The sequence below is a fragment of the Affinundibacterium nitidum genome, from assembly GCF_014284155.1.
Taxonomy (GTDB): Bacteria; Pseudomonadota; Gammaproteobacteria; order Burkholderiales; family Burkholderiaceae_D; genus Undibacterium; species Undibacterium nitidum.
Window position 1 is genome coordinate 392,384 of the sequence record NZ_JACOFZ010000001.1, and the last position, 24,309, is coordinate 416,692.

At 45.0% G+C, this 24,309-nt stretch carries 23 protein-coding genes; 4 read left to right on the forward strand and 19 right to left on the reverse strand.

The window, feature by feature from the left end; genetic code table 11:
* Nucleotides 1–63: 63 nt before the first annotated feature.
* Nucleotides 64–2,472 (reverse strand): phosphoenolpyruvate synthase, encoded by a 2,409-nt coding sequence (gene ppsA, locus H8K36_RS01670; protein ID WP_186915388.1) that lies wholly within the window; start codon nt 2,470–2,472, stop codon nt 64–66.
* A 382-nt stretch (nt 2,473–2,854) separates the two neighbouring features.
* Between ppsA and ppsR the strand changes: the two genes are divergently transcribed.
* A complete protein-coding gene (ppsR, locus tag H8K36_RS01675) occupies nt 2,855–3,700 on the forward strand; it encodes a posphoenolpyruvate synthetase regulatory kinase/phosphorylase PpsR (protein WP_186915387.1) in 846 nt (281 codons plus the stop codon).
* 77 nt (nt 3,701–3,777) lie between these two features.
* Here the strand turns inward: ppsR and H8K36_RS01680 are convergent, their stop codons facing one another.
* The 17 genes from H8K36_RS01680 to H8K36_RS01760 form a co-directional block, all read right to left on the reverse strand.
* Nucleotides 3,778–5,505: a DUF4214 domain-containing protein gene (locus H8K36_RS01680; RefSeq protein ID WP_186915386.1), complete on the reverse strand. Its 1,728-nt coding sequence runs from the start codon at nt 5,503–5,505 to the stop codon at nt 3,778–3,780.
* 293 nt (nt 5,506–5,798) lie between these two features.
* Nucleotides 5,799–6,584 (reverse strand): TrmH family RNA methyltransferase, encoded by a 786-nt coding sequence (locus tag H8K36_RS01685; RefSeq protein WP_186915385.1) that lies wholly within the window; start codon nt 6,582–6,584, stop codon nt 5,799–5,801.
* Nucleotides 6,581–7,198, reverse strand: a complete 618-nt coding sequence (gene rnhB, locus H8K36_RS01690; protein WP_186915384.1) for a ribonuclease HII — start codon at nt 7,196–7,198, stop codon at nt 6,581–6,583. The genes H8K36_RS01685 and rnhB overlap by 4 nt, the downstream gene beginning before the upstream one ends.
* Nucleotides 7,185–7,472 carry a glutaredoxin family protein gene (locus H8K36_RS01695; RefSeq protein WP_186915383.1) on the reverse strand — a complete coding sequence of 96 codons (288 nt, stop codon included), beginning with the start codon at nt 7,470–7,472 and terminating at the stop codon, nt 7,185–7,187. The genes rnhB and H8K36_RS01695 overlap by 14 nt, the downstream gene beginning before the upstream one ends.
* 146 nt (nt 7,473–7,618) lie before the next feature.
* Nucleotides 7,619–9,139 carry a DegQ family serine endoprotease gene (locus H8K36_RS01700; RefSeq protein WP_186915382.1) on the reverse strand — a complete coding sequence of 507 codons (1,521 nt, stop codon included), beginning with the start codon at nt 9,137–9,139 and terminating at the stop codon, nt 7,619–7,621.
* 23 nt (nt 9,140–9,162) lie between these two features.
* Entirely contained in the window at nt 9,163–10,167 is a 1,005-nt protein-coding gene (locus H8K36_RS01705; RefSeq protein ID WP_186915381.1) for a MucB/RseB C-terminal domain-containing protein, read from the reverse strand.
* A 3-nt stretch (nt 10,168–10,170) separates the two neighbouring features.
* On the reverse strand, nt 10,171–10,863 hold the full coding sequence (locus tag H8K36_RS01710; RefSeq protein ID WP_186915380.1) for a sigma-E factor negative regulatory protein: 693 nt from the start codon (nt 10,861–10,863) through the stop codon (nt 10,171–10,173).
* 52 nt (nt 10,864–10,915) lie between these two features.
* The gene (gene rpoE, locus H8K36_RS01715) at nt 10,916–11,518 is read right to left on the reverse strand and encodes an RNA polymerase sigma factor RpoE (protein WP_186915379.1); all 603 of its coding nucleotides are present in this window, start codon (nt 11,516–11,518) and stop codon (nt 10,916–10,918) included.
* A gap of 93 nt (nt 11,519–11,611) precedes the next feature.
* Nucleotides 11,612–12,091: a protein YgfX gene (locus H8K36_RS01720; protein ID WP_186915378.1), complete on the reverse strand. Its 480-nt coding sequence runs from the start codon at nt 12,089–12,091 to the stop codon at nt 11,612–11,614.
* 82 nt (nt 12,092–12,173) lie between these two features.
* A complete protein-coding gene (gene fabF / locus H8K36_RS01725; RefSeq protein ID WP_186915377.1) occupies nt 12,174–13,415 on the reverse strand; it encodes a beta-ketoacyl-ACP synthase II in 1,242 nt (413 codons plus the stop codon).
* Nucleotides 13,416–13,452: 37 nt separating this feature from the next.
* Entirely contained in the window at nt 13,453–13,692 is a 240-nt protein-coding gene (acpP, locus tag H8K36_RS01730; RefSeq protein WP_186915376.1) for an acyl carrier protein, read from the reverse strand.
* Between the two features lie 132 nt (nt 13,693–13,824).
* Nucleotides 13,825–14,577: a 3-oxoacyl-ACP reductase FabG gene (fabG, locus tag H8K36_RS01735; RefSeq protein WP_186915375.1), complete on the reverse strand. Its 753-nt coding sequence runs from the start codon at nt 14,575–14,577 to the stop codon at nt 13,825–13,827.
* A gap of 52 nt (nt 14,578–14,629) precedes the next feature.
* Complete coding sequence (gene fabD, locus H8K36_RS01740) at nt 14,630–15,574, reverse strand: ACP S-malonyltransferase (protein ID WP_186915374.1); 945 nt, start codon at nt 15,572–15,574, stop codon at nt 14,630–14,632.
* 61 nt (nt 15,575–15,635) lie between these two features.
* The gene (locus H8K36_RS01745; protein ID WP_186915373.1) at nt 15,636–16,622 is read right to left on the reverse strand and encodes a beta-ketoacyl-ACP synthase III; all 987 of its coding nucleotides are present in this window, start codon (nt 16,620–16,622) and stop codon (nt 15,636–15,638) included.
* On the reverse strand, nt 16,619–17,698 hold the full coding sequence (plsX, locus tag H8K36_RS01750) for a phosphate acyltransferase PlsX (RefSeq protein ID WP_186915372.1): 1,080 nt from the start codon (nt 17,696–17,698) through the stop codon (nt 16,619–16,621). The genes H8K36_RS01745 and plsX overlap by 4 nt, the downstream gene beginning before the upstream one ends.
* 208 nt (nt 17,699–17,906) lie before the next feature.
* Entirely contained in the window at nt 17,907–18,089 is a 183-nt protein-coding gene (gene rpmF, locus H8K36_RS01755; RefSeq protein ID WP_162018712.1) for a 50S ribosomal protein L32, read from the reverse strand.
* 148 nt (nt 18,090–18,237) lie between these two features.
* Nucleotides 18,238–18,774: a YceD family protein gene (locus H8K36_RS01760; protein ID WP_186915371.1), complete on the reverse strand. Its 537-nt coding sequence runs from the start codon at nt 18,772–18,774 to the stop codon at nt 18,238–18,240.
* A gap of 126 nt (nt 18,775–18,900) precedes the next feature.
* Here H8K36_RS01760 and H8K36_RS01765 point away from each other — a divergent pair, with 126 nt between their 5' ends.
* The 3 genes from H8K36_RS01765 to H8K36_RS01775 all read left to right on the forward strand — a co-directional run bounded on the left by H8K36_RS01765 (nt 18,901) and on the right by H8K36_RS01775 (nt 22,903).
* On the forward strand, nt 18,901–19,557 hold the full coding sequence (locus H8K36_RS01765; RefSeq protein ID WP_186915370.1) for a Maf family nucleotide pyrophosphatase: 657 nt from the start codon (nt 18,901–18,903) through the stop codon (nt 19,555–19,557).
* A 21-nt stretch (nt 19,558–19,578) separates the two neighbouring features.
* Complete coding sequence (locus H8K36_RS01770; protein WP_186915369.1) at nt 19,579–20,325, forward strand: SAM-dependent methyltransferase; 747 nt, start codon at nt 19,579–19,581, stop codon at nt 20,323–20,325.
* A 436-nt stretch (nt 20,326–20,761) separates the two neighbouring features.
* Nucleotides 20,762–22,903: a hypothetical protein gene (locus H8K36_RS01775; RefSeq protein ID WP_186915368.1), complete on the forward strand. Its 2,142-nt coding sequence runs from the start codon at nt 20,762–20,764 to the stop codon at nt 22,901–22,903.
* A 123-nt stretch (nt 22,904–23,026) separates the two neighbouring features.
* On the opposite strand, the gene H8K36_RS01780 is transcribed toward H8K36_RS01775, so the two are convergent.
* The gene (locus H8K36_RS01780) at nt 23,027–24,295 is read right to left on the reverse strand and encodes a hypothetical protein (RefSeq protein ID WP_186915367.1); all 1,269 of its coding nucleotides are present in this window, start codon (nt 24,293–24,295) and stop codon (nt 23,027–23,029) included.
* Nucleotides 24,296–24,309: the final 14 nt, after the last annotated feature.

Below are 24,309 nucleotides of genomic sequence, written 5' to 3' on the forward strand. Positions count from 1 at the left end.
TCAGACTATGGAGTCAGCGCGAATTAGAAATTTATGTTCACCGAATTTGGTGAAACAACTTTCTTACTTCGCCAATTTTTTCCACGTATCGACAACAGAGTCAGGGTTCAAAGATATCGATTCAATTCCTTCTTGCATCAACCATTCTGCGAAATCTGGATGATCGGAAGGACCTTGGCCGCAAATTCCCACGTATTTACCCGCCTTACGACAAGCTGAAATCGCACGCGACAGCATCGCTTTAACTGCAGGATCACGTTCATCAAAATCAGCTGCCAACAATTCCATACCTGAATCGCGATCGAGACCCAAGGTCAATTGCGTCAAGTCGTTAGAACCGATTGAGAATCCGTCAAAGTATTCGAGGAATTCATCCGCTAAGATCGCATTCGACGGCACTTCGCACATCATGATCAAACGTAGACCATTTTCGCCACGCTTCAATCCGTTCTTCGCCAACAGGTTAACGACCTTCTCAGCCTGACCCAAGGTGCGCACGAATGGGATCATCAATTCGACATTGGTCAAACCCATATCGTTACGTACGCGCTTCATCGCCGTGCATTCCATCTCGAACGACTCAGCAAAATCATTTGCCAAGTAACGAGCTGCACCGCGGAAACCCAACATTGGATTTTCTTCGTCCGGTTCATAACGGGTGCCGCCAATCAGTTTCTTGTATTCATTCGATTTAAAATCGGACAAACGCACAATCACTTTCTTAGGCCAGAATGCGGCTGCAATTGTCGCCACGCCTTCGGCTAATTTATCGACATAGAACGCTTTTGGTGAAGCATGGCCACGAGCGACAGATTCCACTGCTTTCTTCAAATCAGGGTCGATGTTTGGATATTCCAAAATCGCTTTTGGATGCACACCAATGTTGTTATTGATGATGAACTCCAAACGTGCCAAGCCCACGCCTTCATTCGGTACCGATTGGAAGTCAAACGCCAATTGTGGATTACCTACATTGAGCATAATCTTCAATGGCAGCTTTGGCAGTTCACCACGAATTTCTTCAGTAACTTCTGTCTCTAGCAAACCATCGTAAATTTTACCTTCATCGCCCTCAGCGCAAGAGACAGTAACCAAGGTTCCATCTTTGAGCAAATCGGTCGCATCACCACATCCAACCACAGCTGGCACACCCAATTCACGCGCAATAATCGCGGCGTGGCAAGTACGTCCACCACGATTCGTCACAATCGCCGAAGCGCGCTTCATGACCGGTTCCCAATTAGGATCAGTCATATCGGCTACTAGCACGTCACCTGGCTGCACGCGTTCCATTTCCGAAGGATCATGAATCACACGTACGCGACCTGCACCAATTTTTTGACCAATGGCGCGACCCGACACCAACACGGTACCCGTACCTTTTAGTTTGAAACGCTGCTGAGCGTCAGTTGATTTTTGTTGTGACTTAACAGTCTCAGGGCGTGCTTGCAAAATGTAAAGTTTGCCGTCACGACCATCTTTACCCCACTCGATATCCATTGGACGACCGTAGTGTTTTTCGATGATCACTGCATATTTCGCCAACTCGACGACTTCTGTATCTGTCAAAGAATAGCGGTTACGCAGTTCGATAGGCACATCGACCGTTTTCACTGAACGACCTGCTTTCGCTTCGCCTGTGAACTCCATCTTGATCAATTTAGAGCCGATGTTGCGACGAATTACTGGTAACTTACCTTGTTCCAGCATAGGTTTATGCACATAGAATTCATCCGGATTCACAGCTCCCTGCACCACCGTTTCACCAAGACCATAGCTAGAGGTAATGAATACCACATCTTTAAAACCAGACTCAGTATCAATCGTGAACATCACACCAGCTGCACCAACGTCTGAGCGAACCATACGTTGTACGCCAGCAGACAAAGCCACTTCTGCATGCGTAAAGCCTTTATGTACACGGTAAGAAATTGCGCGGTCGTTATACAAAGATGCGAATACATGCTTCATAGCTTCAAGAACGTTGTCGATACCCACCACGTTCAAGAAAGTTTCTTGTTGACCTGCGAACGAAGCATCTGGCAGATCTTCAGCTGTTGCAGATGAACGCACGGCAAACGACATTTCAGCACTAGAGTCGGCGACGAGTTTGTTGTAGAACTCTTCGATCTCTTTTTGCAAACGTGGTTGGAATGGTGTGTCGATAATCCATTGACGAATTTCAGCACCCGCTTTTGCCAACTCTTTAACGTCTTCAATATCGAGTTTTTCCAAACGATCTGCAATACGTTGAGCCAATGGCAAACCACCATCAACACTGTGTGATAAGAAATCGCGGAAGGCTTGCGCCGTCGTGGCGAACCCGCCTGGCACACGAACACCAGCAGAAGCAAGCTGGCTAATCATTTCGCCGAGTGAAGCATTTTTTCCACCTACGGATTCAACATCTGTCATCCGTAAATGCTCAAACGAGGCAACGTAAGTTGCTTCGGTATTTGCTGCGTTAGACATAACAACCTCTTTTTTGATGATAAGAAATCTGTCGCACTGCGTTTACTTCTCGCTGCTTACTGCCTGCTGTGATCGCGGCTAATTCACGCGACATGCATTATTTTTGTTATTCTGTTGCCAGCATTCAATTAAAATCTTTGTTGAGCATTTTACCTTGTGCGCTGCAAAAAACACATTAGACACACAAATTTTGTGACTATTTTTAATAATATATCAGCTGCGAAATCGCCCTTCGTCAAGGCTGTCTTCTTTCATAGACAAAATTGAGTGATTTTCACCCTAATCTTTGCCAAGCAAGCATCGATGTCAGGGAATCTTTACGAAGCTGTGCGCTCTAGTGCTATTCTTTAATTTATTACTAAATCAACTATTTCATCTTTTTATGCCAGATCAAAGCCTGCCACCTCTCCCCAACGCCAACCGCACCGTATTTTTTGTCTCTGACGGCACAGGCATTACCGCAGAAGCTTTTGGCCACTCGGTAATCACCCAATTTGACATGAAGTTCAAACAAGTACGTTTGCCTTTTATCGACACTTTAGATAAGGCCGAGGATGCTGTGCGACGGATTAACGAGGCTTTCGATCTTACAGGCAACAGACCGATCGTATTTTCTACTTTAGTCAAACCCGAACTGGCGCATGTGATCTTCCGCTCAAAGGGTTTGCATATGGATTTGATTCAAACCTTCGTAGCCCCACTCGAGGAAGAACTCGGCGTGAAGTCAACACACACGGTTGGCCGCAGCCACAATATCGCTGATACTGAAGAGTACAAAAACCGAATTGAAGCGATTAACTTTTCTTTGGCGCATGATGATGGCCAATCGAATAAAAACCTTGAGATGGCTGATGTAATTTTGGTAGGTGTATCACGTTCAGGCAAAACCCCCACCACTTTATACTTAGCGATGCAATATGGAATTAAGGCTGCCAATTATCCGCTGATCCCTGATGATTTTGAGCGCGGCAAATTGCCATCAGCATTACCTCAATTTAAAGGGAAAATTTTTGGATTGAGTATCGCGCCAGAACGGCTTTCTGAAATTAGGAATGAACGACGTCCGGGAAGTAAATATGCATCTCTGGAAAACTGTCGCTACGAAGTGAATGAAGCGGAGGCAATGATGAAGCGCGAGGGCATACGATGGTTATCGTCAACAGCAAAATCGATTGAAGAAATCGCGACGACAATATTGCAAGAAGTAAAACCTGACTCGCGTTTATAAACCAAGCAGTAAATCGACGCTCCTTTCAATTCAGAAAGGAGAGTCGGAAACACACATCAAGCGTTTATAGCATCCATTTACAAAGCAAAATCCAAATCTGCTACGCCGATTAACTTAATCGCTGCCTGAGTATCAGTTGCAGTGACAGCCTCAGCAATTTTGACCGCCTTTTGATAGGTCTCTTCTGGGGTGTTGTAACTAATTCCCTGGTCCAGAGAAAAATATTTGCCCACAGCGAATTTATTGTCCAACAAATCTGCCACATAGCCAAAATCAGCCTTACCTTTGAAACTATGAGCTGCACTGAGGATAGTATCAATAAGCGTGCCACGAGTTTCTGCGCCTTTTGTACCTGCTGGTAAAGCCAGTGCTTTAGTCCAATAGTTGAGCCCTTCTTGATCAACTTCCGTACGCCCCAAAACATTCTTGTAAATGGTACGTACAAACGCCTCATCACCCATTGCGGAAGAATAACCTGTGAGTGCACTAAAGGTTGGACTAATCGCTGCAGCATAAAATGACTCACCGATTTTTTCGATGCTCACGCCATTCTTGTATTGAGTCATCCAGTAGTTCATTCCGCCGGAGTCTGGCACGCGGTTAAAATATGCAATATACAATTCGATTATCTTTTGTACTGCGGTCGCAGATATGGATCGCGCGATTTCTGCCGCAGCAGCATCGATTGTCATGTCCGCAAACTGAATCGTTTCTACAGAAGTCAACTTATCAATATTTTGCGGTTTAATTTGATCTGCGACGGTGACGACGGTCTTGCCGTTTTCGTCAACCGATTTTGTTAATTTTGATTGAAGCCTTGATGTCGCCAATTTGACAGTATCAATGCCATTTCCGCCATCAATAACGTTCGCTTCGTCATTCAAAATGATGGAGTCGTTATAGGCACTTCCGATCACGTTTTCAATTTTTGCATCAAAGGCAATTGATAAATTGTCTTTGGCCACCGAGTCATAGCGAGTTAATCCGATAGATGAGCTACCGCCTGGAGTCAAATCTATTTTTGCACCGACGCTTGCACTCGATACCTTGATGGTATCGATGCCACCATCATCAACAATAATCTTCAAGACTCGCCCATCGAGATCAGAATATTCGTAGGTATCGTTTTGCGTATGATAGGCGACACTACCGTATAGATAGCGTAAAGCGAGGATATCAAACTTACCGAAGAAATCGCGTTCCTGTTTTTGTGGGCCAGAAATATAGGACATAACCGATACTAGGGTCGTATCTTCACTTGTCGCTAAATAATTTCCTTTTTGCTTAGATGAGCCGGCGTAGCCGTTATAGTCGCCGGGGTGTTTCAAACCAAGTGCGTGCCCAATCTCGTGGATTAGTGTTGAGTAATTTTGTTCACCAGGCACAAAATCTGTCAAACCGCCGATGTCGTAGCCATTCAAATAAACGCTAGCAAAAACTGGAATTTGCACTTGCGTCTCACCGAGGCTATCCTTCTGGTAGCTATTTCCAAAACGAAGTACTCCAGTTTCACCTTTTGCCTCGTCTTTTTCGACAAAGGTGATCCCCACTTGCTGTGAGATATTTTTCAAAATCTCGCGAGTTGCTATTCGCTGTTGCTCGGTAAACTGAGAATAACCGTTTGGGTCGCTCGGATTGGGCTTATCAAAACCAAGAAAAGTAAAACTATAAGTCAGCGTCACCGCCTCACCTGGCTTACTCCAACGCTTACTTAAATCGTAAAGCATCACATCGATACGATAATCACCAGTGTAAGGAAATTCAATGACTGTTTTTGGTTGAAATGGAATAGTGGAATTTGCCATGTGAACGATACCTAAATTATGCTAAAACGAAATAAACACGAGCGTAAAAATTAGAAAATGCCCCAAATTAATGAATAACTTGGTGCAAAAATAATCAATGCGCAAAGAAAAATGTAAAATTAACAATGTATTCGTATTCTAATATCGTGCAGCTTTTTTGGATACAGTTTTTATACAAAAACTAACATTAACTTTCGAAGTAAATCTCAGTATTCCCCTCGAGAAATGCGAACACGGCAAATCATGGTCAGTGTGCTATTGGGCACTCCAAATCTAGCGACGACCACCTTATCCTACTTTAATCGCTGCCGAACCTGCTCAAAAAAGCAAATAGCGCCACTTGCAGCAACGTTCAATGACTCAATTTCTGCTCTCTGCGGGATAGTGACAACTGCATGCGCCAAGGCCATCAGATTTTGCGAGACTCCTTGCCCCTCGTGTCCAAAAAGCCATGCCAATGGTTGAGTCAAATTAGCTTGGTAAATGTTAGTTGTCGTATGCGAGCTCGTTGCAAAGACAGGAATTGAGCTTTCTTTTATTAAGGTTTGAAGATCAACCGATTCAAAAATTTCAAGTAAAAAATGGGCTCCCATACCTGCCCGCAAGACTTTAGGTGACCAAGCTGATGCTGTTCCCTCACCACAATAAACTTGTTTAATTCCTGCAGCAGCAGCGCTGCGCAAAATCGAACCAAGGTTTCCTGGGTCTTGCAGCCCATCAAGTAACACTGCGTCCAACGCCAAAGGTCCGGCTATGGTGGCACTCGGAGCGTTAGCGACAAATACTAAACCTACTCCGTTATCTACTTGACTGATGGCTTGATATAAGGAGTCAGGCAAAGCGACTACTTTAGCGTTTTGCTTTTCGCATTCAGCGATAATTTGCTGTACCTCTGAATTCTGCAAACTTGATTCGGATACGATGCATAACTCGGGGCCACCACGATGCTGCAAATAGGCTTGGCATAAGTGGGCGCCATCTAAGAGCGTCTTTCCGCTTTTACGCCGTGCGTTGGCGTTGGTTGCAAGGTGTTTGAGCTCCTTGAACAGCGCGTTGTCTCGCGACGTAATTTGCTTCATATTGATTCTTTCAGGAGGGCTTTCACTGGGCCATAGGACTTGCGATGGATGGGCGAAACACCAAATTCCTTGAGGCGAGCAAGGTGTAGTGCTGTTGGATATCCTTTATGCTGGTCTAGGGCATATTGTGGGTACTGCTCGTGCAACTTTGCAAGTAAATGATCACGAGCGGTTTTCGCTAAAATCGAGGCTGCTGAAATCGCAGGAACCTTATCGTCGCCCTTCACAATGGCCTCGGAACGAACCGGCATCACCGGACATCGGTTGCCATCAATCAGCGCCAAGCTTGGCGTAATCTTCAAGCCCTCTACAGCCCTACGCATTGCCAACATTGTGGCTTGTAGGATGTTGAGATCGTCAATTTCCTGCTCTGAGCATTCAGCGATTGACCATGCTAAAGCTTTTTCTTTGATCTCGATCGCCAGTGCATCGCGTTGTGTTTCACTGAGTTTTTTTGAATCTCGCAAACCTTCAATTGGTCTTCGTGGATCAAGGATAACCGCTGCGGCAGTCACTGGGCCCGCCAAAGGGCCTCGACCAGCCTCATCGACTCCACAAATAACTTCGTTTTCATCGATGAAGTCGAACAAGGACATCGTCTCATTTTGTGCCATGTTGGAACACTTCCTTTGATTCGTTTAGGAATAAATGTAATGCAGGCAAGTCGAGAAAATAATGACATAACTTTTGCCTCGGCCCGCCTTCAGGGCTCACCATTAATACGGGAACTAATTCATCATAAACTTCGAGGAACTCCTCATTTCCTACGCAATCGATATCCACGACCTCAATCGTATGAACCACATCTCCTAATGCAACATGAAGTTGATCAAGCATGTCTTGGCAGAGGTGACAGTAACTGCGAGAATAAAGTGTAAATTGAAACATACTTAACGAACAGAGCCAGTGGTTTTGAAGAGGGTTTAAGCCCGAATTATAAGCCCACCGCGCAGAAACACCCAGTGCTCTGTCTCACCATAAAAAAACCGCAGTCCGAGAAGAGCTGCGGTTTTTTTCAAACAAACTAACTTAATCTATTGCACTGGGCGGATGACAACGAATTGTGAAGACTGACCTGATCGAACCAAGAGAACCACTGGCTTCTTGGCATCCAACTTCGCCGCAATCGATTCGAATTGTTTCGCATCTTTTATATCAACATTATTGATCATCAAGATGACATCGCCGGGACGCAATCCGCTTAAGGCTGCTGCACCTTCAACGCTTTCGATTACAACACCCGCCGCATTTGGTACTGCTCGTTTTTGCGCATCTGTTAAGTCGGAAACTGTTAACCCAAGAATATTCTCAGCACTTTCCTTCTTTGATCTTTTCTCTGGCTTAGCACTTGCTTTATCGGGCTCAGCTTCGCCAACGATAGCGGAAATTTCTTTCTGAGCGCCTTTACGCCAGATCACCACATTTGCCTTGGTACCTGGCTTAGTGCCGCCAACCACACGCGGTAAATCTGTACGTTTTTCGATTGCGATACCATTAAATTTCAATATCACATCACCATCCTGTAAACCAGCTTTATCAGCTGGGCCACCAGCCTCAACCCGAGCAATCAAAGCTCCTTGCTGTTTGCTCAACCCGAGAGACTCAGCAACCTCTTTGCTTAGATCCGCGATTTCGACGCCCAAACGTCCACGGGAAACAGTCCCCGTAGATTTCAGCTGCTCCACAACGCGCATCGCCTCATCGATCGGGATCGCGAACGAAATTCCCATATAACCGCCAGAGCGGCTGTAAATTTGTGAATTGATGCCAATCACTTCGCCGCGCATATTGATCAATGGGCCACCAGAATTGCCAGGATTAACAGCCACGTCTGTTTGAATTAAAGGAAGGAAGTCCCCAGTATCACGAGCCTTAGAAGAAATGATGCCTGCAGTTACCGTGTTGTCTAGATCAAAAGGTGAGCCAATGGCAATTACCCACTCGCCAGCACGAATTTTGTCAGAGTCACCAATTGCCATTTTTGGCAACTTACTTCCTTCGATCTTCAATACTGCAACATCAGTACGACGATCACTTCCAATGACCTTGGCCTTAAACTCACGCTTATCATTGAGTTTGACATAGACCTCAGAAGCCCCATCAACCACATGTGTATTGGTTAGCACATATCCATCTTGCGACACGATGAAACCTGAACCAACTCCACGAGGAACCTCTTGCTCTAATTGTTTCGGTGCCTGGCGCCGGTTACGAGGATTCGGTTGTGTCGGGGCTGGAATGCCAAAGAAACGACGTAGCATCTCTTGAGCTTGGTCATCATCGGCAAATGGATCGTTTTGAGCCTGAGATACTTTTTGGGTGGTGCGAATATTGACCACCGCGGGGCTGGTTTTTTCAACCAGTTGCGTAAAATCAGGCAAACCAGTGACCAATACCGGCGCTTGACTCTGCTGCGCAGTTGTAGGCACCTGCGCTATCGCATCACTCGAAGTACTGAAGTGGCTAATACCAGCGAAAACAGAAGCACTAATTAAAAGGGAGGAAATTAAAATAGAAATGTGTTTTTCAACAGGAAGAGATCGAATATTTTTCATATTGTCACCGTTATGCATTTACCCTATTTTTTGAATTGAATTGAACTCACCACTTGTTTAATTGCAGCTGATGGTACTTCCCCTACTACTGTCAACCAATGTTCGCCAAGACGTTTTGAGGTGATTGTCATCGCCCCTTGTTGTAGACTGCCCTCTGTACGATTTCCCAAATTAGGTTCAATAAACACCGAGAAAGTAGACAAGCCATCTGAAAACATCATTTGTACGACTTCATGAGACTTGACAACATTACTGTCGTTACCCGCCGCAGATGCTGACATAGGTATTAATCGACGAGTTTCAAGAGTCTTTTTGTAACCGGCAGGTAAAGATTTCACTGACCAGCCAGAATTGACATTGGCTTTCACTGTCAGATACTCCGTTTTCCAATTGGCAATACCGGAATAACTTGGTTTCAAACGTGATTTATCAATATCTCCAATACTAACTTGTGTAAAGGCGATCTGTTCAATAACCTCTTGACGAGGATTGAGTGTTTGAATCCCGAGTAAAAGATTCGTATTCTTTTCAACGCACAACTTAAATCCATAACGAGAAGAGTCTTTGGGCTGCAAACTTAAAACTTGGCACTCGGCACCTGCGACACGGCTCATTTGCGCTTTTCGTATCAAGTAAGATTGCGGCAACAAGTTAGCGCTCTCGTTGAGCAATGCAGGAAACTCTTCTTGTGTCAGATTTTTTTCCACTTGAATTGTTTTACTTTCGGGCAAATAACAATTTACCTCGCCATTGCGACGAACATATTCACGTGGCTTTCCATCCAAGATTTCCAGTTTCTCAACTTCAACATCACCATCATATCCATGGGTGATACGTGAAGTACGTATCTGGTTTCCTTGTTGATATACGAACGTACCTGAGTAACTCAGTTTTCTCGCAGCCGATTGTATCGACTGCAGCAACTTACCCATCTCGGCATCATCTGGATTCGATTGCGCAAAGGCGACAAGTGGCAAAATACCACTTAAAAAGAAGACCCCTAATCGATATACCAAGCGTTGGAACATAGCCTATTTCTCAATGGGTGTTGGAACAACGTTTGCTTTTTGGATATGTCGGGCACCACTCTCCAGAGTCGGAGAAACCTTTTGGTGCGCCTGCAAATAACTGTCAAGGCGAGGATCACGCAACATTTCAACTTGATCTTCAAGTTTAGGGGCAAATTCCATATCTTTAGAATTACCTGACATGGTATTTGGGGTTCCTGTATTTGACGACGAAGTCGGGACGCTACTATTAGAAGCGAGCTTGATATTGGAACCAAAGGTATCGACGTTTTCAGCTTTAGCAACCACTGCTGATTCCTGCCCAGGTCCATTTATGCTCGAAATAATCTGAGGCGCCATCACAAAAGCAACCATCACCGCTGCAGCTATGCTGGTCATCGCCATATAGCGAGAAGTTCTCGCACGTCCTAAAGTTTGCTGGTCACTAGTCGCCTTCTCGATACTTTTTGGCGCAAACAATACCGGCTCAGTCTCAAGGCGCGCCATTATCTTTCGCGAAAAATCTGGGCTCATAGACACATCGAGGTCTTCCGAACGCAAAATATCGCCAATTTGATGATATTCGCTCCAAGAGCGCAGTAATTGACGGTCCGGATCTTGGCGCATTTGCCCCAGCAATGCATCCAACTGCGCATCATTCAATTCGCCATCCACGGCGCTTGAGATGCTAGTGTTAGTGTTGATCTTGGTTTCCATCTTAACTTCCCCGGCTGATTTAATTCGTTTCTATTTGTTCTGAGATTTTGCATTACCAACGCTGATCGATCGCTGTACCAATCAATGGTCTCAATTTCTCTGCGATCGCTTCACGCGCTCTAAAAATTCGACTGCGAACAGTGCCGATCGGGCAAAGCATGACCTCTGCGATTTCATCGTAACTAAGCCCTTCAATCTCACGCAATGTAATGGCATTACGTAACTCTTCTGGCAGAGACTGCATTACGGCATTAACGGTATTAGCGATTTGTTTGCTAGCCAATAAAGATTCCGGCGTATTGATATCTCTTAGTCCATCTGCATCATTAAAGCTCTCGGCTTCGTCTATATCCGAATCTGTCGAAGTTGGCGCTCTTCGCCCTTGTGTGACGAGATAGTTTTTCGCCGTATTAATTCCAATTCGATAGAGCCAAGTGTAAAACGCTGAATCACCTCGAAAATTCGCTAATGCACGATATGCCTTAATAAATGCTTCTTGGACCACATCCTCTGCCTCTGCATGATCATGGACGAGACGAGACACGAGCCGAAATAGTTTCCTTTGATATTTGGAAACGAGAAGCTCAAATGCCCTTTTATCACCTTGTTGAACGCGCTCAACCAGTAATTGATCAATCTCGCGCTCTGTCGTCACGCCGTTATTCCCATTTGTGCATTTATTGTTATGGCCCTGCTCTAAGTCTTTCTCACAGAACTATGACAAAAGCCATTTTTAAAAGTTCATTTTTTACAGTTGATCTAACGCAAGTATATTAGAGGCCTGTCTCTGGCGTGCGAAACGTACGATAACCTTTAACCGACGAAAATCTGAATAACTCAAAGCATCTGGTAACACGGCCAAGTAAAAACATCGTCCCGTTTCGCTACGCAAATGCAATAAAACGAAGAAAGACCAAGCTTTACTACTCTGCTCAATCACCACAAACTGATTTAACAATGTTTCACCATCTGATTCAAACTCCCTCAGTTGCAATGTAAAGTCTTGGCGAACACAAAGCTCCCATAACAGACGATCGCAAAATATCTGCTTGATTTGCTCAAAGTTAAAGTAGACGATCGACGTAAGTAAAATAAGCCCAAATACAAACCAAGAAACATCAAACAAACTCAAGTAAGCGATCACTGCAACTGACAGAAACAACATCAAGCCAATTGCGCTACGCAGGCATGCTGAAGTCTTAACGCGAATTCGTAGATCGGATTTCATAAGAGAAAGGCAAAAAAAAACACCACATTAAATATGTGGTGTTTATTTTAATTCAATTGCAACAATCTACAATCGCTTGTGTTTAAACTTTTCCGAAGATTAGTGTGCCGTTTGTCCCACCAAAACCGAACGAGTTCTTCATTGCATATTGAATCGGCATTTCACGGGCAACGTTCGCACAGTAGTCGAGATCGCACTCGGGATCTTGATTAATGATATTGATCGTTGGTGGAGAAACTTGATGATGAACCGCAAGAACAGACAATACTGACTCTAAGCCACCAGCGCCACCTAATAAGTGACCAGTCATCGACTTCGTCGAATTAATTGTCATCTTATAAGCATGATCGCCAAAAGCTGCTTTGATTGCATCGGTTTCATTCTTATCACCCAGTGGTGTAGAAGTGCCGTGTGCGTTCAAGTAGCTGATTTGATCAGTGTTCAGGCCTGCATTTTTCAATGCACCCAACATACTACGTCGTGGACCATCAACAGTCGGAGTCGTAATATGATAAGCGTCGCCACTCATACCGAAGCCCATGACTTCAGCATAAATTCTAGCGCCACGCGCTTTCGCATGCTCATACTCCTCCAAGACCATAACACCAGCCCCCTCACCTAGAACAAAACCATCACGGTCTTTATCCCATGGCCGAGAAGCAGTGGATGGATCATCATTACGAGAAGACAATGCACGCGCAGACGCAAAACCACCCAAGCCCAGAGGTGAGATGGTTGACTCCGCACCACCAGCAATCATCACATCGGCATCACCGTACTCAATCATACGAGCAGCGTTACCAATACAATGCAAACCAGTCGTGCAAGCAGTAACGATCGCCAAGTTAGGACCTTTCAATCCATACTTAATCGACAAATTACCGGAAATCATATTAATGATAGATGCAGGCACAAAGAAAGGTGTAATACGACGCGGTCCGCGCGCCATCAACACTTCCTTAGTTTCTTCGATCAATGGCAAGCCACCGATACCAGAGCCCACGATCACGCCAATGCGATCTGCATTTTCTTCTGTGACAGTGAGACCAGAATCCTGAAAAGCCTGCACTCCAGCCGCGATACCGTAATGGATAAATGTATCCATATTGCGCGCTTCTTTTGCTGGAATGTAGTCTTCGATATTGAAGCCTTTCACCTCACCCGCAAAGTGAGTGGAGAAAGGTGTTGCATCAAACTTGGTGATCGTAGCGATACCAGATTTGCCGGCGAGGATGGCAGCCCATGTGTCGGCAATATTATTGCCGACAGGAGACACACAACCAAGGCCAGTAATTACAACTCGACGTTTACTCGTGAGGCTCAAGCGTCTCTCCTGGAATTTAAAAAGCTATCCGACGGAATTAAGCTTTGACGTGCGCAGTTGCGTAGTCGATAGCTTGTTTTACTGTCGTGATTTTTTCTGCTTGTTCGTCAGGGATTTCCATTTCGAATTCATCTTCGAGTGCCATTACCAGCTCAACTGTGTCGAGAGAGTCAGCGCCCAAATCATCCACGAAGGAAGATTCGATTTTGATGTCGGCTTCTGGCACACCAAGTTGCTCAGCGACGATTTTCTTAACGCGTTGTTCGATATCGGACATGTATGTCTCCATTAGTGGTTACAGAAAGTGCGCGCATTTTATCAGGTTTGCGCGCAAAAAAAGCATTTTTAGGTGCTCAAGTCATATCTCCGCTTAATTTCAGCGAAAAACATTTATTATACATCAAATCCATTAACACAAATACATTCCACCGTTGACATGCAAGGTCGTTCCGGTGATATATCCTGCGCCTGAAGATGCCAAAAATACAGTTGCAGCACCAATATCCTCTGGCTGGCCCAATTTACCCATAGGAATTTGTCCTAGAATTGCAGCTTTTTGATCATCTGTCAGTGCTTTAGTCATGTCAGTGTCGATAAAGCCTGGGGCGATACAGTTCACAGTAATATTCCGACTACCAATTTCCAGTGCGAGGGCGCGGCTCATACCAGCGACACCCGCTTTAGCGGCTGCATAATTCATTTGACCAGGATTGCCAGAAGAACCGACCACAGAAGTAATATTAATGATGCGACCATGTCTGGCTTTCATCATGCCACGCAACACCGCGCGAGACAGGCGCGCAACTGAGTTTAAATTGGTAGAGATCACACTATCCCAATCATCTTCCTTCATGCGCATAGCTAATTGATCTTGAGTGATACCAGCGTTATTCACTAAAATCGACAAACTACCAAATTCCTTTTGAATCTCGTCGACCAAAGTTGAGCTACGTTCAATGTCGTTAACATTAAACACGACACCCTTCCCTGCTTCCACACCGATTTCCTGCAAATAGCTAGTGATCGCTTGAGCGCCAGACTCGGATGTTGCTGTACCAATCACTTTAGCGCCAGCCTGAGCCAATGCCACCGCGATTGCTTTACCAATTCCGCGCGATGCGCCAGTGACCAAAGCGACTTGATTTGCCAATTGTTGCGTCATTTTTTGCCCATCCAAAATTAATTTAATCTTTTTAGTTTTCTACTAACGTTAATTAAGCTGCACTTACCAACGTCAAGACTTTATCCAATGTCTCTTGATCATAAAACGCCTCACCCACTAAATCGCTATTAATACGCTTTGTCAGGCCTGCCAATACCTTACCTGGACCACATTCGATTAGATGCGTCACACCTGATGCGGCAATTGCATTAACCGACTCAACCCAACGAACAGGACTTGCAGCTTGACGAACCAAGGCATCCTTAATCAAAGCAGGATCAGTCACAATAGCTACATCAACATTATTTACCAATGGAATTGCAGACGCGGCGAACGACAAGTTTGCTAAGTAATCGCGCAATTGATCAGAAGCTGGCTTTAATAGAGAAGAGTGGAACGGAGCGGAAACTGGCAATGGCAAAGCACGCTTAGCACCTTTTTCTTTCGCCAATTCACAAGCGCGCTCCACTGCTGCCTTGCTACCCGCAATAACAACTTGCGCAGGCGCATTAAAATTTACCGCCTCAACGACAGACGAAGTGGCTGCAGCGGCCTCAGAACATGCGGAAATCACTTCGGCATCTGACAAACCCAAAATAGCAGCCATCCCCCCCTGTCCGACAGGTACTGCATTTTGCATAGCTTGGGCGCGGAATCGCACCAGTGGGACTGCATCTTTAAAAGCAATCACGCCAGCAGCAACCAAGGCAGAGTATTCGCCAAGGCTATGACCCGCAACGATTCTCGGTGCATTACCGCCAGCAGCTATCCAAGCGCGATAGCAAGCGACGGCAGCAGTCAACATTACTGGTTGCGTATTTGTCGTCAAATCCAAATCTTCTTTTGGACCTTCGGCAATCAGTTTTGCCAAATCCATCTGCAAAGCATCAGAGGCTTCTTGCACAGTCTGCTGAACGACAGCATTGCCTGCAAAACCATTGAGCATACCAATGGCTTGCGAACCTTGACCTGGAAATACAAATGCAAATTGAGTCATATTCTTCGTTTAGTTTAATAATTAATTGAACACAGAAAGCAGTAAAGCGTACGCAAAAGGCCTACATTTTTACTAGCGCTGCACCCCAAGTAAAACCGCCACCGACACCTTCGAGCATCACTATTTGACCTGCTTTGACACGACCATCACGGATTGCAGCATCTAACGCCAACGGGATAGATGCCGCCGACGTATTTCCATGCTGATCAACAGTGACCACAACTTTGTCCATCGGCAATTGCAGTTTCTTCGCGGTGCTTTGCATGATGCGAATATTCGCCTGATGCGGGATTAACCAATCAACCTGATCTGCAGTGAGACCTGCGATCTCCAAAGCTTCATTGGCGACTTTCTCTAAGACGGTCACCGCTAATTTAAACACCGCTTGCCCGTCCATATATAAGAAGGCACTACCTGCTACCACTCCGCCATTGACATGACCAGGAACACACAATACGTGAGATTGACTTCCATCAGCATGTAGCTTTGTCGCCAAAACACCGGGCTCTTCAGAGCGCGCCATTACAATCGCACCAGCACCATCTCCAAACAGGACGCAAGTTGTACGATCTTCAAAATTCAAGATGCGTGAGAAGACTTCCGCACCAATAATCAAGACCTTTTGATGAGTCCCAGACTTGATCATGCTATCGGCCATCGCCATCGCATAAATAAATCCGCTGCAAACCGCTTGAACATCAACCGCTGCAGCGCCATTGGTAATGCCAAGTTTATTCTGAACGATACACGCCGTACTCGGGAATCCGCCCAAAAAATCAGGCGTCGAAGTCGCCAAAATAATTAAATCAATATCATTCGCCTGCAAGCCCGCAGCTTCTAGTGCTCGCTTAGCAGCCTCAACACCAAGATCACTTGAGTTGACATTAGCTTCGGCATAATGGCGCGCGGAAATCCCGCTTCGAGAAACAATCCACTCGTCAGATGTCTCAATTCCGCGAGCTGCAAGCTGGTCAGCCAATTCCTGATTGCTGACGCGCTTTGGCGGCAGGTAGCTACCTGTGCCAATTATTTTACTGAAAAATGTCATGCGTTTTCTTGTGGAGTATTTTGATTCAAATCGGAATTACTCGTCTCTTCGGACGCTGGCATCAATTCCGCCAAGGAAGTTGCGATGCGAGACAAAACATCATTTTTCACCGCATCAAAGGCTCTCTGTATAGCCCATTCATAACTATATTTGTCTGCGCTGCCATGGCTTTTAATCACAACGCCGCGCAAGCCTAACAAGCTGCCACCGTTATAATTCGATGGGTTCATTGTTTTAGATATCGCCTTCAATGCACCACGAGCGATCAGTGCACCCAAGATGTTAAGCGGATTACTTTTGAATGCGTCGGTCATGGTCGTTTTCACAAAACGCCCCAAACCCTCAACCGCCTTTAGTGTCACGTTCCCGACAAAGCCATCACATACAACGATATCGGTTGTACCTTTAAAAATATCATTACCTTCAACGTTGCCATAAAAATTCAGCAGCCCACGCTCATGATCTGCACGCAAGAGTTGCGCTGTTTTTTTAACGACATCATTACCTTTAATGTCTTCCTCGCCGACATTGAGTAAACCAATGCTTGGACGAGCTTTGCCCTCCAACGCAGAAACCAGTGCTGACCCCATGATCGCAAATTGATGCAAATGCAAAGGCTCACAGTCGACATTAGCGCCCAAGTCGAGCATATAAGTCGGAAGTTTTTTCTGATTCGGCAAAATACTGCAAATCGCTGGCCGATCTACACCACTCATAGTCTTTAAGACATATCGCGATACCGCCATTAAGGCACCGGTGTTGCCAGCAGAGACGCATGCTTGTGCCTCGCCTTCTTTCACTTTCATGAGGGCGATACGCATAGAAGAATCTTTTTTGCGACGCAAAGCAATCTCAATCGGATCGTCCATCTCGACCGTTTCACTGGCGTGAACAACGGTCATCCGAGGATGATTTAAATAAGAATACTTCTTCAGTTCTGCGTTAAGAATTTCCTCGTTTCCAACTAACAAAAACGCGACATCCGGCTCGCGAGATGCAAAAGAAACGGCAGCTGCGACTGTGACTGCTGGGCCAAAGTCCCCACCCATACAGTCAATTGAAATTTTTATTGTCATGTAATGTTACTAATTTTCCCACTCCAAGGGGGCTAATCTTATCAAGAATGCGCCAAACAATCACGCCAATTTTTGATTTTGCGCCGATGAAAAGGAAAAATGAAAGGAATTTGAGAATAGATTAGCAATGATGCCAATCATTTTTGAGCATAAAAAAAAGCGGCGTTAAGTACAAGACTCAAAACGCCGCTTTATCACTAAGAACGTATTACTCGTCGTTCTTAGTTTTCAAAACTTTACGACCACGGTAAAAACCGTTTGGGCTGATGTGGTGACGCAAATGCGTTTCACCTGTCGTTGGCTCGATACCCAACTGTGGTGCAGTCAGAAAATCGTGTGAACGGTGCATACCACGCTTAGATGGTGATTTTTTATTTTGCTGAACGGCCATGATAACTCCTAATACTTCAAAAAATGTTTCTAAAATTTAACACACTTGAATCGACAAGCAAACCTCGTTTGCCTTTCAAGAATCCCTAACAATACTTCGACCTGAGTGTTTTTTCAGAATAATGCCACTAGGTACGCCCATTTACTTCTCATTGCAACTTCTTCAGTACAGCGAATGGAGACACTTTACCACCTGTGCTCGCTGCATCTACCGCATCTACATTGTTCGCTGCCTCTGATTGGTTCGATGAAACTAATACTACATCAGGGCATACTGCATGTTTGGGCGATTGGGGTATTGCCAGCAGCGCCTCATCCTCTATCAACTCTATGACATTGAATGTTTTGCTACCTACTACTACATCAACCTCGTCATCTTCGAGCATGCCTTCAATTTCATCAGCATGCTCTTCGTTTTTGGCGAGAATTAATTCTGAATGTGAATCGATATCAAACTTAAACGGTGTCAAACACCGCTGACACATCAATTCAACCTGAGTTTCTACGCTTAAATTTAAGCGAGGGAGTCCGAGTTGATCAAAACCACCGGACAAAGACCATTTCACTATAGCTTCAGCATTTACGCATTCCGCTTGCAAACGCGGAAATTCTGCAATTTTTGCACTGCCTTCACGCTGCTCATGATTTTGGCAAAACGCAAAAGCGTCAATAACAAATGCTTGCATAGGATTTCTAGACCCAGAAAACCTGCGATAATAACAGGATTACACCTTAATAGTCAAAGCCTTAGCACGGTTTTGGCCGAAGAAAAGTGATTTTTCCGAAGAAATCTTGCATAATTTTAACATTCCATGAGCAAAATATCAATTTCGCAAGGCAAGTCGAACTTAGAGCATGAAACCGTGCATTTGATTCTAGCCTCAAGTTCACGCTATCGCCAAGAATTGCTAACCCGACTTCAATTAGAATTTGTAGCAATTGCTCCAGAAATTGATGAAACACCAATTGAAGGCGAAACCCCTGAAAAAACTGCACTTCGACTAGCTCGAGAAAAGGCCATGCATATTGCAATGGCAAATCCTGAGAGTATTGTCATCGGATCAGATCAGGTTGCCACGGTAGACGGAGCTCAAATTGGCAAACCAGGCAATCACGAAAATGCATTAAGACAGCTACAATTTATGCGTGGAAGGCTAGTAATTTTTCATACCGCAATTTGCGTCTTTGATGGACGTGCTAATAAAATTGGTAGCGCATTACAATGCCAAATCTACGATTGCCAAACTGAAGTGAAATTCCGAGATTTGCCTGATGAAGAGCTTGATGCTTATCTACATATCGAGCAACCCTATGATTGCGCAGGTTCAGCAAAAAATGAAGGGTTGGGCATTACCATTATCGAATCAATTACCAGCAAAGATCCCACATCGCTCACAGGTTTGCCGCTGATCGCATTGACGAGTATGCTACGCAACCTTGGCGTCGGCTTTTATAGACAATCGAACTAAATACAAGAAGAGTTGAATTCAATGACAGGCACGCTTTACCTCATTCCAAACACACTTGGACAAGATACTGAATCGAGCAATCCTTTAGCGCATATTATTCCTGAAACTGTTCAGCAAATGACATCGCAGCTGAACCACTTTGTGGCAGAAAACGCGAAAACGACTCGTGCATTTTTAAAAATACTCAATCAACACCACCCTTTAAGCAAGCCACTTCAGGAGCTCAAGATTTCCGAGCTCAATATAAACACCCCAACCGAAGCGCTTCACAGCTTGATTGAACCACTGTTGGCTGGAAATGACGTTGGTCTTATCTCAGAAGCGGGGGTTCCCGCAGTGGCAGACCCCGGTGCCAACCTTGTCCGACTTGCTCATCAAAAAAACATTAAAGTGAGGCCACTAGTTGGCCCTTCATCACTACTACTTGGCCTTATGGGAAGTGGCTTAAATGGCCAAAGTTTTGCATTCAATGGATACCTCCCCACAGACGCTGCTGCAAGAACAAAACGGATCAAGGAGCTAGAAGATAGGTCGCGTAAAGATAAACAAACTCAACTCTTTATCGAAACGCCATACCGCAATATCGGAATGCTCGAAGCCCTATCAAACTCATGCCAAGCACAAACATCGATTTGCGTGGCAACCGATCTCAGTCTCGATACAGAGACCATTTCTACAGCATCTGCAGCGGATTGGAAAAAACGCTTACAACAAAACAAAGCACCCGACTTTCATAAAAAACCAACTGTCTTCTTGTTTCTCGCGTAAATCGAGCAAGAATAGACATCAGAACTCCGACACAGCATCTCAGATCGCGACTATTGCGATCTGAAATGCCCCTCCAACAAACGAATTCACGGCAAACTAAGTTCTTACTAACGGATTTTATTTCTTTAATTGCTTTCGAAGCACGGTCCATCCTTAAAGTCAAAAAAAACACCATTGTCTTCATGTTTTGACCGAAAAATTTCAATACCTTTTCACAGTTACATAAAGAATTTACATAACTTTCCAATAAGAAATCATGCAATACAAATTGCATTTTTTGAACGTCAAAACATAGTCAAATTTGTTGTTTTTTTCGATAAATGACGACTATTCTCGGACATAATTAACTCCTATACTAGTTTTCACGTTAGTCGAAATACAAGACCATGAAGAGTCAACACTAACGTAAATCACACTTAAACTAGGGAGAGAAATAATGAAGTATCCAGTAAAAACTGTAATCGCTTCAATGCTTGCCATCGCTTTTGTCGGTAATGTTCAAGCAGCCAATAGCAGCGATGCGGACAACATCACGTTTTTCAGCGGCTATAAAGCAAGCAATCCACAAGAAGTACTGCGCCAACATGCGTCACGCTTTGGTCTACCGAGCGACTTGAGTAATCTCGTACTTACACGTGTTCAAGACTCATTAACTGGTAAGCACTATTACTACCAACAAATGCTGCGCGGCTACCCTGTTGATCGCGCTGAGATTATTGTTTCCATCAGCAAAACTGGGGAAGTTCAAAAGATCTACAACGAAACAAAACATATCTCCGCAAAGATGGACGCGAATGCAGTCAATCAACTCTATGTACAGAAGCGACAAGATACAGAAAAAGCTTTAGACCAAGCATGGAACAACATGAAAGTTCAACATGCATTGGTGAGTTCCCCGAAGACTGATCTAGTATGGGTGCCAACGAAAGATGGCGTTCAACTTGCACACAAAGTCAGCATCGCAGCACAGATGCCAACGGGTGGTTATGTTCAGTACTTGAATGCCCATACAGGCGATATGTTGGACTACTATTCAACTTCTCTCCCACGCGTAGGCAAGAATACAGACCGTAGCCTCGAGGCACGCGCCAACTCATTCGCACCGACTTTGGATCGCCAACAAGCGATGAAAGATCTCGCTGCAAAGGGTTTAACAACAGCAGCAAGCACCACCAATTCGCTGACAGCTTTAGCAACGGTCGCATCAGGAATCAATGGTTCAGGTTTAGTGTTTGACCCTGATCCACGTACTGCACTAAACACCGACGCACTGACTGATACTTCCGCTGCATCTGCATTCGACGCGGCATACTCAACAAAGACTTTAAAAGATCTAACCGTCACTTCTGGTGTCTACAAACTGAGTGGCCCCTACGTCAACATTACCAATATCGAAGCGCCAAATACAGCACCGAGCACAACAAGCAATGGTGTGTGGACAGCGAAGCGTGGAAATAATGCATTTGATGACACCAATGTGTATTTCCATATCGACCAAAATCAACGCTACATTCAGTCACTTGGATTCACAGGAACCAAATCCATCATTAATCGCCCATTGAATGTCGATACAGATGGCGTTAACGGCGATGACAACTCTCACTATAGTGGTGGCGCTAGCGACTACCTCGCCTTTGGTCATGGTTGTGTGAACGATTCCGAAGATGCCGACGTCATCTTGCATGAATACGGCCACGGCATTCAAGCCAACATCAACTCCAGCTGGAGCGGCGGCGACACTGGCGCGATGGGTGAAGGTTTTGGCGACTACTGGGCGGCTTCCTATTCATACAGCACACCAAATGGAAAAACCTATCATCCAGAATGGGCATTTAGTTGGGATGGGCATGGCGCGTGTTGGGCAGGCCGTATGTTGAATCGTACCGATGCCAAATACAACAGCACAAAATCCTACGGAGCACACACCTCAGTCACAGAAGGTGGCGTCACTTTCCAATCAGATGAATTATGGTCTGCGCCCTTGTTCCAATCATTGGTATCACTCGTTGCAGCTGGCAAAACCCGTGAAAACGTCGACAAAATTATTCTCGAAGCGCATTTCGGCTTGGGTGCGAATGTGAAGATGCCGGCGATGGCTAGCGCGATCGTCAATGCAGCGAATACACTCTTCCCTTCTGACCCGACATATGCCAATACATTTAAGGCTAAGTTCGAAGCACAGAATATTCTAACGACAGTTACACCTCCAGGAACGACGATTAGCGAAACTGAAAGTAACAACACAACAGCAACTGCGAACAATATCGCAACGGCCAATACCTTGGTCAATGCCACGATGAGCGCAAGCACTGATGTTGATTACTTCAAAGTGAGCACCCCTGCAGGCAAGACTTTGACCTTAACTTTGAAACCAAATGCAACTTCAGACTACGATCTTGAGTTGTATAGCAGTTCAGGCACCAAAGTTAGTTCCAGCACAAATGGCACTGGCGCAACAGATACCATCACCAGTGCCAATACAGGAACAACGGCAAAAGTCGTTTATGCAAAAGTGATTTACTATGCTGGCGGCACGGGCGCTACCAGCGGCAAATACACGCTGACAGCTGGTTGGTAAAGACTCTTTAGGCACGACCAAAACACAATCAAAGTTTGATCGAGCTTGGGAATCTAAAAAAAATGCCGCTGCAAATATTTATTTTGCAGCGGCATTTTTTCTTTCACATTCGGTTTTACAAATCTAAGTTTTCGCCTTGGATGCAGCTTTAACAATGTGACAATTCTCACTCAGGAAACGCAGAGCACCTGAGTAATTAGTATCCCAATCATCAAGTAAATAGTTATTGGCCTCTTCAACGAAAGCACTCCAATCTTCTAACAAACCTTCCTGTTTTTCATGCGGTGCTGTGTTTTTAATCCACTCGACAGTACGCTCATGATCCAAGCCTTGTTCACGTACTTTTTTCACAATCGACTTTGCCGTCTTCTCTGGGATGCTAGTCTTCGCGGGCATCTCAGCAGCGATGCACAAAAACAATGTCAAGAGCGAATCTACGTCAGTCTTACCCTTCGTTAGTTTTGCCCACTCCTTCGACACCAAAGCGTCATACTCCGAGGTATCTTCCATCTCATGAGCGCAAATAAAATAGCGCTCTTTCAATTCGAACACTAACTTATCCAACGAATTCTTAGCATCTGCGATCAAAGGAAAATCACGCAATTGCATTTCTTCAAGGATGTGCAGACTGAGCTCGTGAAACTTTCCAGGAATATCACCATCAAGAATGATTTGACGCCCTAACTCAACATCAAATACAGGTGATTTCTTTTCTTTCGCTTTCGGCTTCTTGCGCAAACTCTCGATTAGCGTTGCAAACTCAACTTGGTTCTCAATTGGAGAATCAGGCTCGCCAACCAAACGTTTCAAGATAGCCGTACGAACCACGGCACAAGCCTCAACATCCTCTTCTTGCAATTCCGTTTGCGTCAAATCCATGCTGTGGCCAAACCAAAAACCCGCTTCTATTTCAAGGGCATTGATCTGACGATAAGCAAGCAAATTACGATATTCTTGTGGCTTATCCTTGAGTGACCAGACTTCCAAAAACTCTTCGACGCGGCCTTTTTGTTCTCGCCCAAGTAGCGCATATTCAGGCAATGCAAACAAAGCTTTGAGCAAGCCCGAACCACCACGAGAGAGCGTCAAGAAAGTATTATCACGAATCAGTTTTGCAGCAATATCCAGATCACCTTGGGACGTTTCTAGCAAATACAAACTCGCTAAGTTGACAATGCGCTTTCGCGCCAGCTCAATCTCCGGACGCAGATATTTGCTACCAAAAGCTTCAGCAATTTGTACCAAACCTTTCGGCGCTTCACTGGCGATTGTCTCTAATTTAGCCTTGGTTAAGATGGCATTACGCACACCATGACGTAAAGCCGTTTCAAAGAACGGTCTATCGTCATAGAGTGCAATCGCCTGCTCGCTGTACATGCGTTTTTCTGTCATTGCGGTCTAAATTC

Excerpts from the sequence above, each read along its gene's own strand:
- H8K36_RS01680 (WP_186915386.1), bottom strand. The coding sequence starts at position 5,505 with ATGGCAAATTCCACTATTCCATTTCAACCAAAAACAGTCATTGAATTT.
- H8K36_RS01745 (WP_186915373.1), bottom strand. The coding sequence starts at position 16,622 with ATGACATTTTTCAGTAAAATAATTGGCACAGGTAGCTACCTGCCGCCA.
- H8K36_RS01685 (WP_186915385.1), bottom strand. The coding sequence starts at position 6,584 with ATGAAGCAAATTACGTCGCGAGACAACGCGCTGTTCAAGGAGCTCAAA.
- H8K36_RS01770 (WP_186915369.1), top strand. The coding sequence starts at position 19,579 with ATGACAGGCACGCTTTACCTCATTCCAAACACACTTGGACAAGATACT.
- H8K36_RS01695 (WP_186915383.1), bottom strand. The coding sequence starts at position 7,472 with ATGTTTCAATTTACACTTTATTCTCGCAGTTACTGTCACCTCTGCCAA.
- fabG (WP_186915375.1), bottom strand. The coding sequence starts at position 14,577 with ATGACGCAACAATTGGCAAATCAAGTCGCTTTGGTCACTGGCGCATCG.
- ppsR (WP_186915387.1), top strand. The coding sequence starts at position 2,855 with ATGCCAGATCAAAGCCTGCCACCTCTCCCCAACGCCAACCGCACCGTA.
- acpP (WP_186915376.1), bottom strand. The coding sequence starts at position 13,692 with ATGTCCGATATCGAACAACGCGTTAAGAAAATCGTCGCTGAGCAACTT.
- H8K36_RS01765 (WP_186915370.1), top strand. The coding sequence starts at position 18,901 with ATGAGCAAAATATCAATTTCGCAAGGCAAGTCGAACTTAGAGCATGAA.
- fabD (WP_186915374.1), bottom strand. The coding sequence starts at position 15,574 with ATGACTCAATTTGCATTTGTATTTCCAGGTCAAGGTTCGCAAGCCATT.
- plsX (WP_186915372.1), bottom strand. The coding sequence starts at position 17,698 with ATGACAATAAAAATTTCAATTGACTGTATGGGTGGGGACTTTGGCCCA.
- H8K36_RS01700 (WP_186915382.1), bottom strand. The coding sequence starts at position 9,139 with ATGAAAAATATTCGATCTCTTCCTGTTGAAAAACACATTTCTATTTTA.
- H8K36_RS01710 (WP_186915380.1), bottom strand. The coding sequence starts at position 10,863 with ATGGAAACCAAGATCAACACTAACACTAGCATCTCAAGCGCCGTGGAT.
- ppsA (WP_186915388.1), bottom strand. The coding sequence starts at position 2,472 with ATGTCTAACGCAGCAAATACCGAAGCAACTTACGTTGCCTCGTTTGAG.
- H8K36_RS01775 (WP_186915368.1), top strand. The coding sequence starts at position 20,762 with ATGAAGTATCCAGTAAAAACTGTAATCGCTTCAATGCTTGCCATCGCT.
- rpmF (WP_162018712.1), bottom strand. The coding sequence starts at position 18,089 with ATGGCCGTTCAGCAAAATAAAAAATCACCATCTAAGCGTGGTATGCAC.
- H8K36_RS01780 (WP_186915367.1), bottom strand. The coding sequence starts at position 24,295 with ATGACAGAAAAACGCATGTACAGCGAGCAGGCGATTGCACTCTATGAC.
- H8K36_RS01720 (WP_186915378.1), bottom strand. The coding sequence starts at position 12,091 with ATGAAATCCGATCTACGAATTCGCGTTAAGACTTCAGCATGCCTGCGT.
- rnhB (WP_186915384.1), bottom strand. The coding sequence starts at position 7,198 with ATGGCACAAAATGAGACGATGTCCTTGTTCGACTTCATCGATGAAAAC.
- H8K36_RS01760 (WP_186915371.1), bottom strand. The coding sequence starts at position 18,774 with ATGCAAGCATTTGTTATTGACGCTTTTGCGTTTTGCCAAAATCATGAG.
- H8K36_RS01705 (WP_186915381.1), bottom strand. The coding sequence starts at position 10,167 with ATGTTCCAACGCTTGGTATATCGATTAGGGGTCTTCTTTTTAAGTGGT.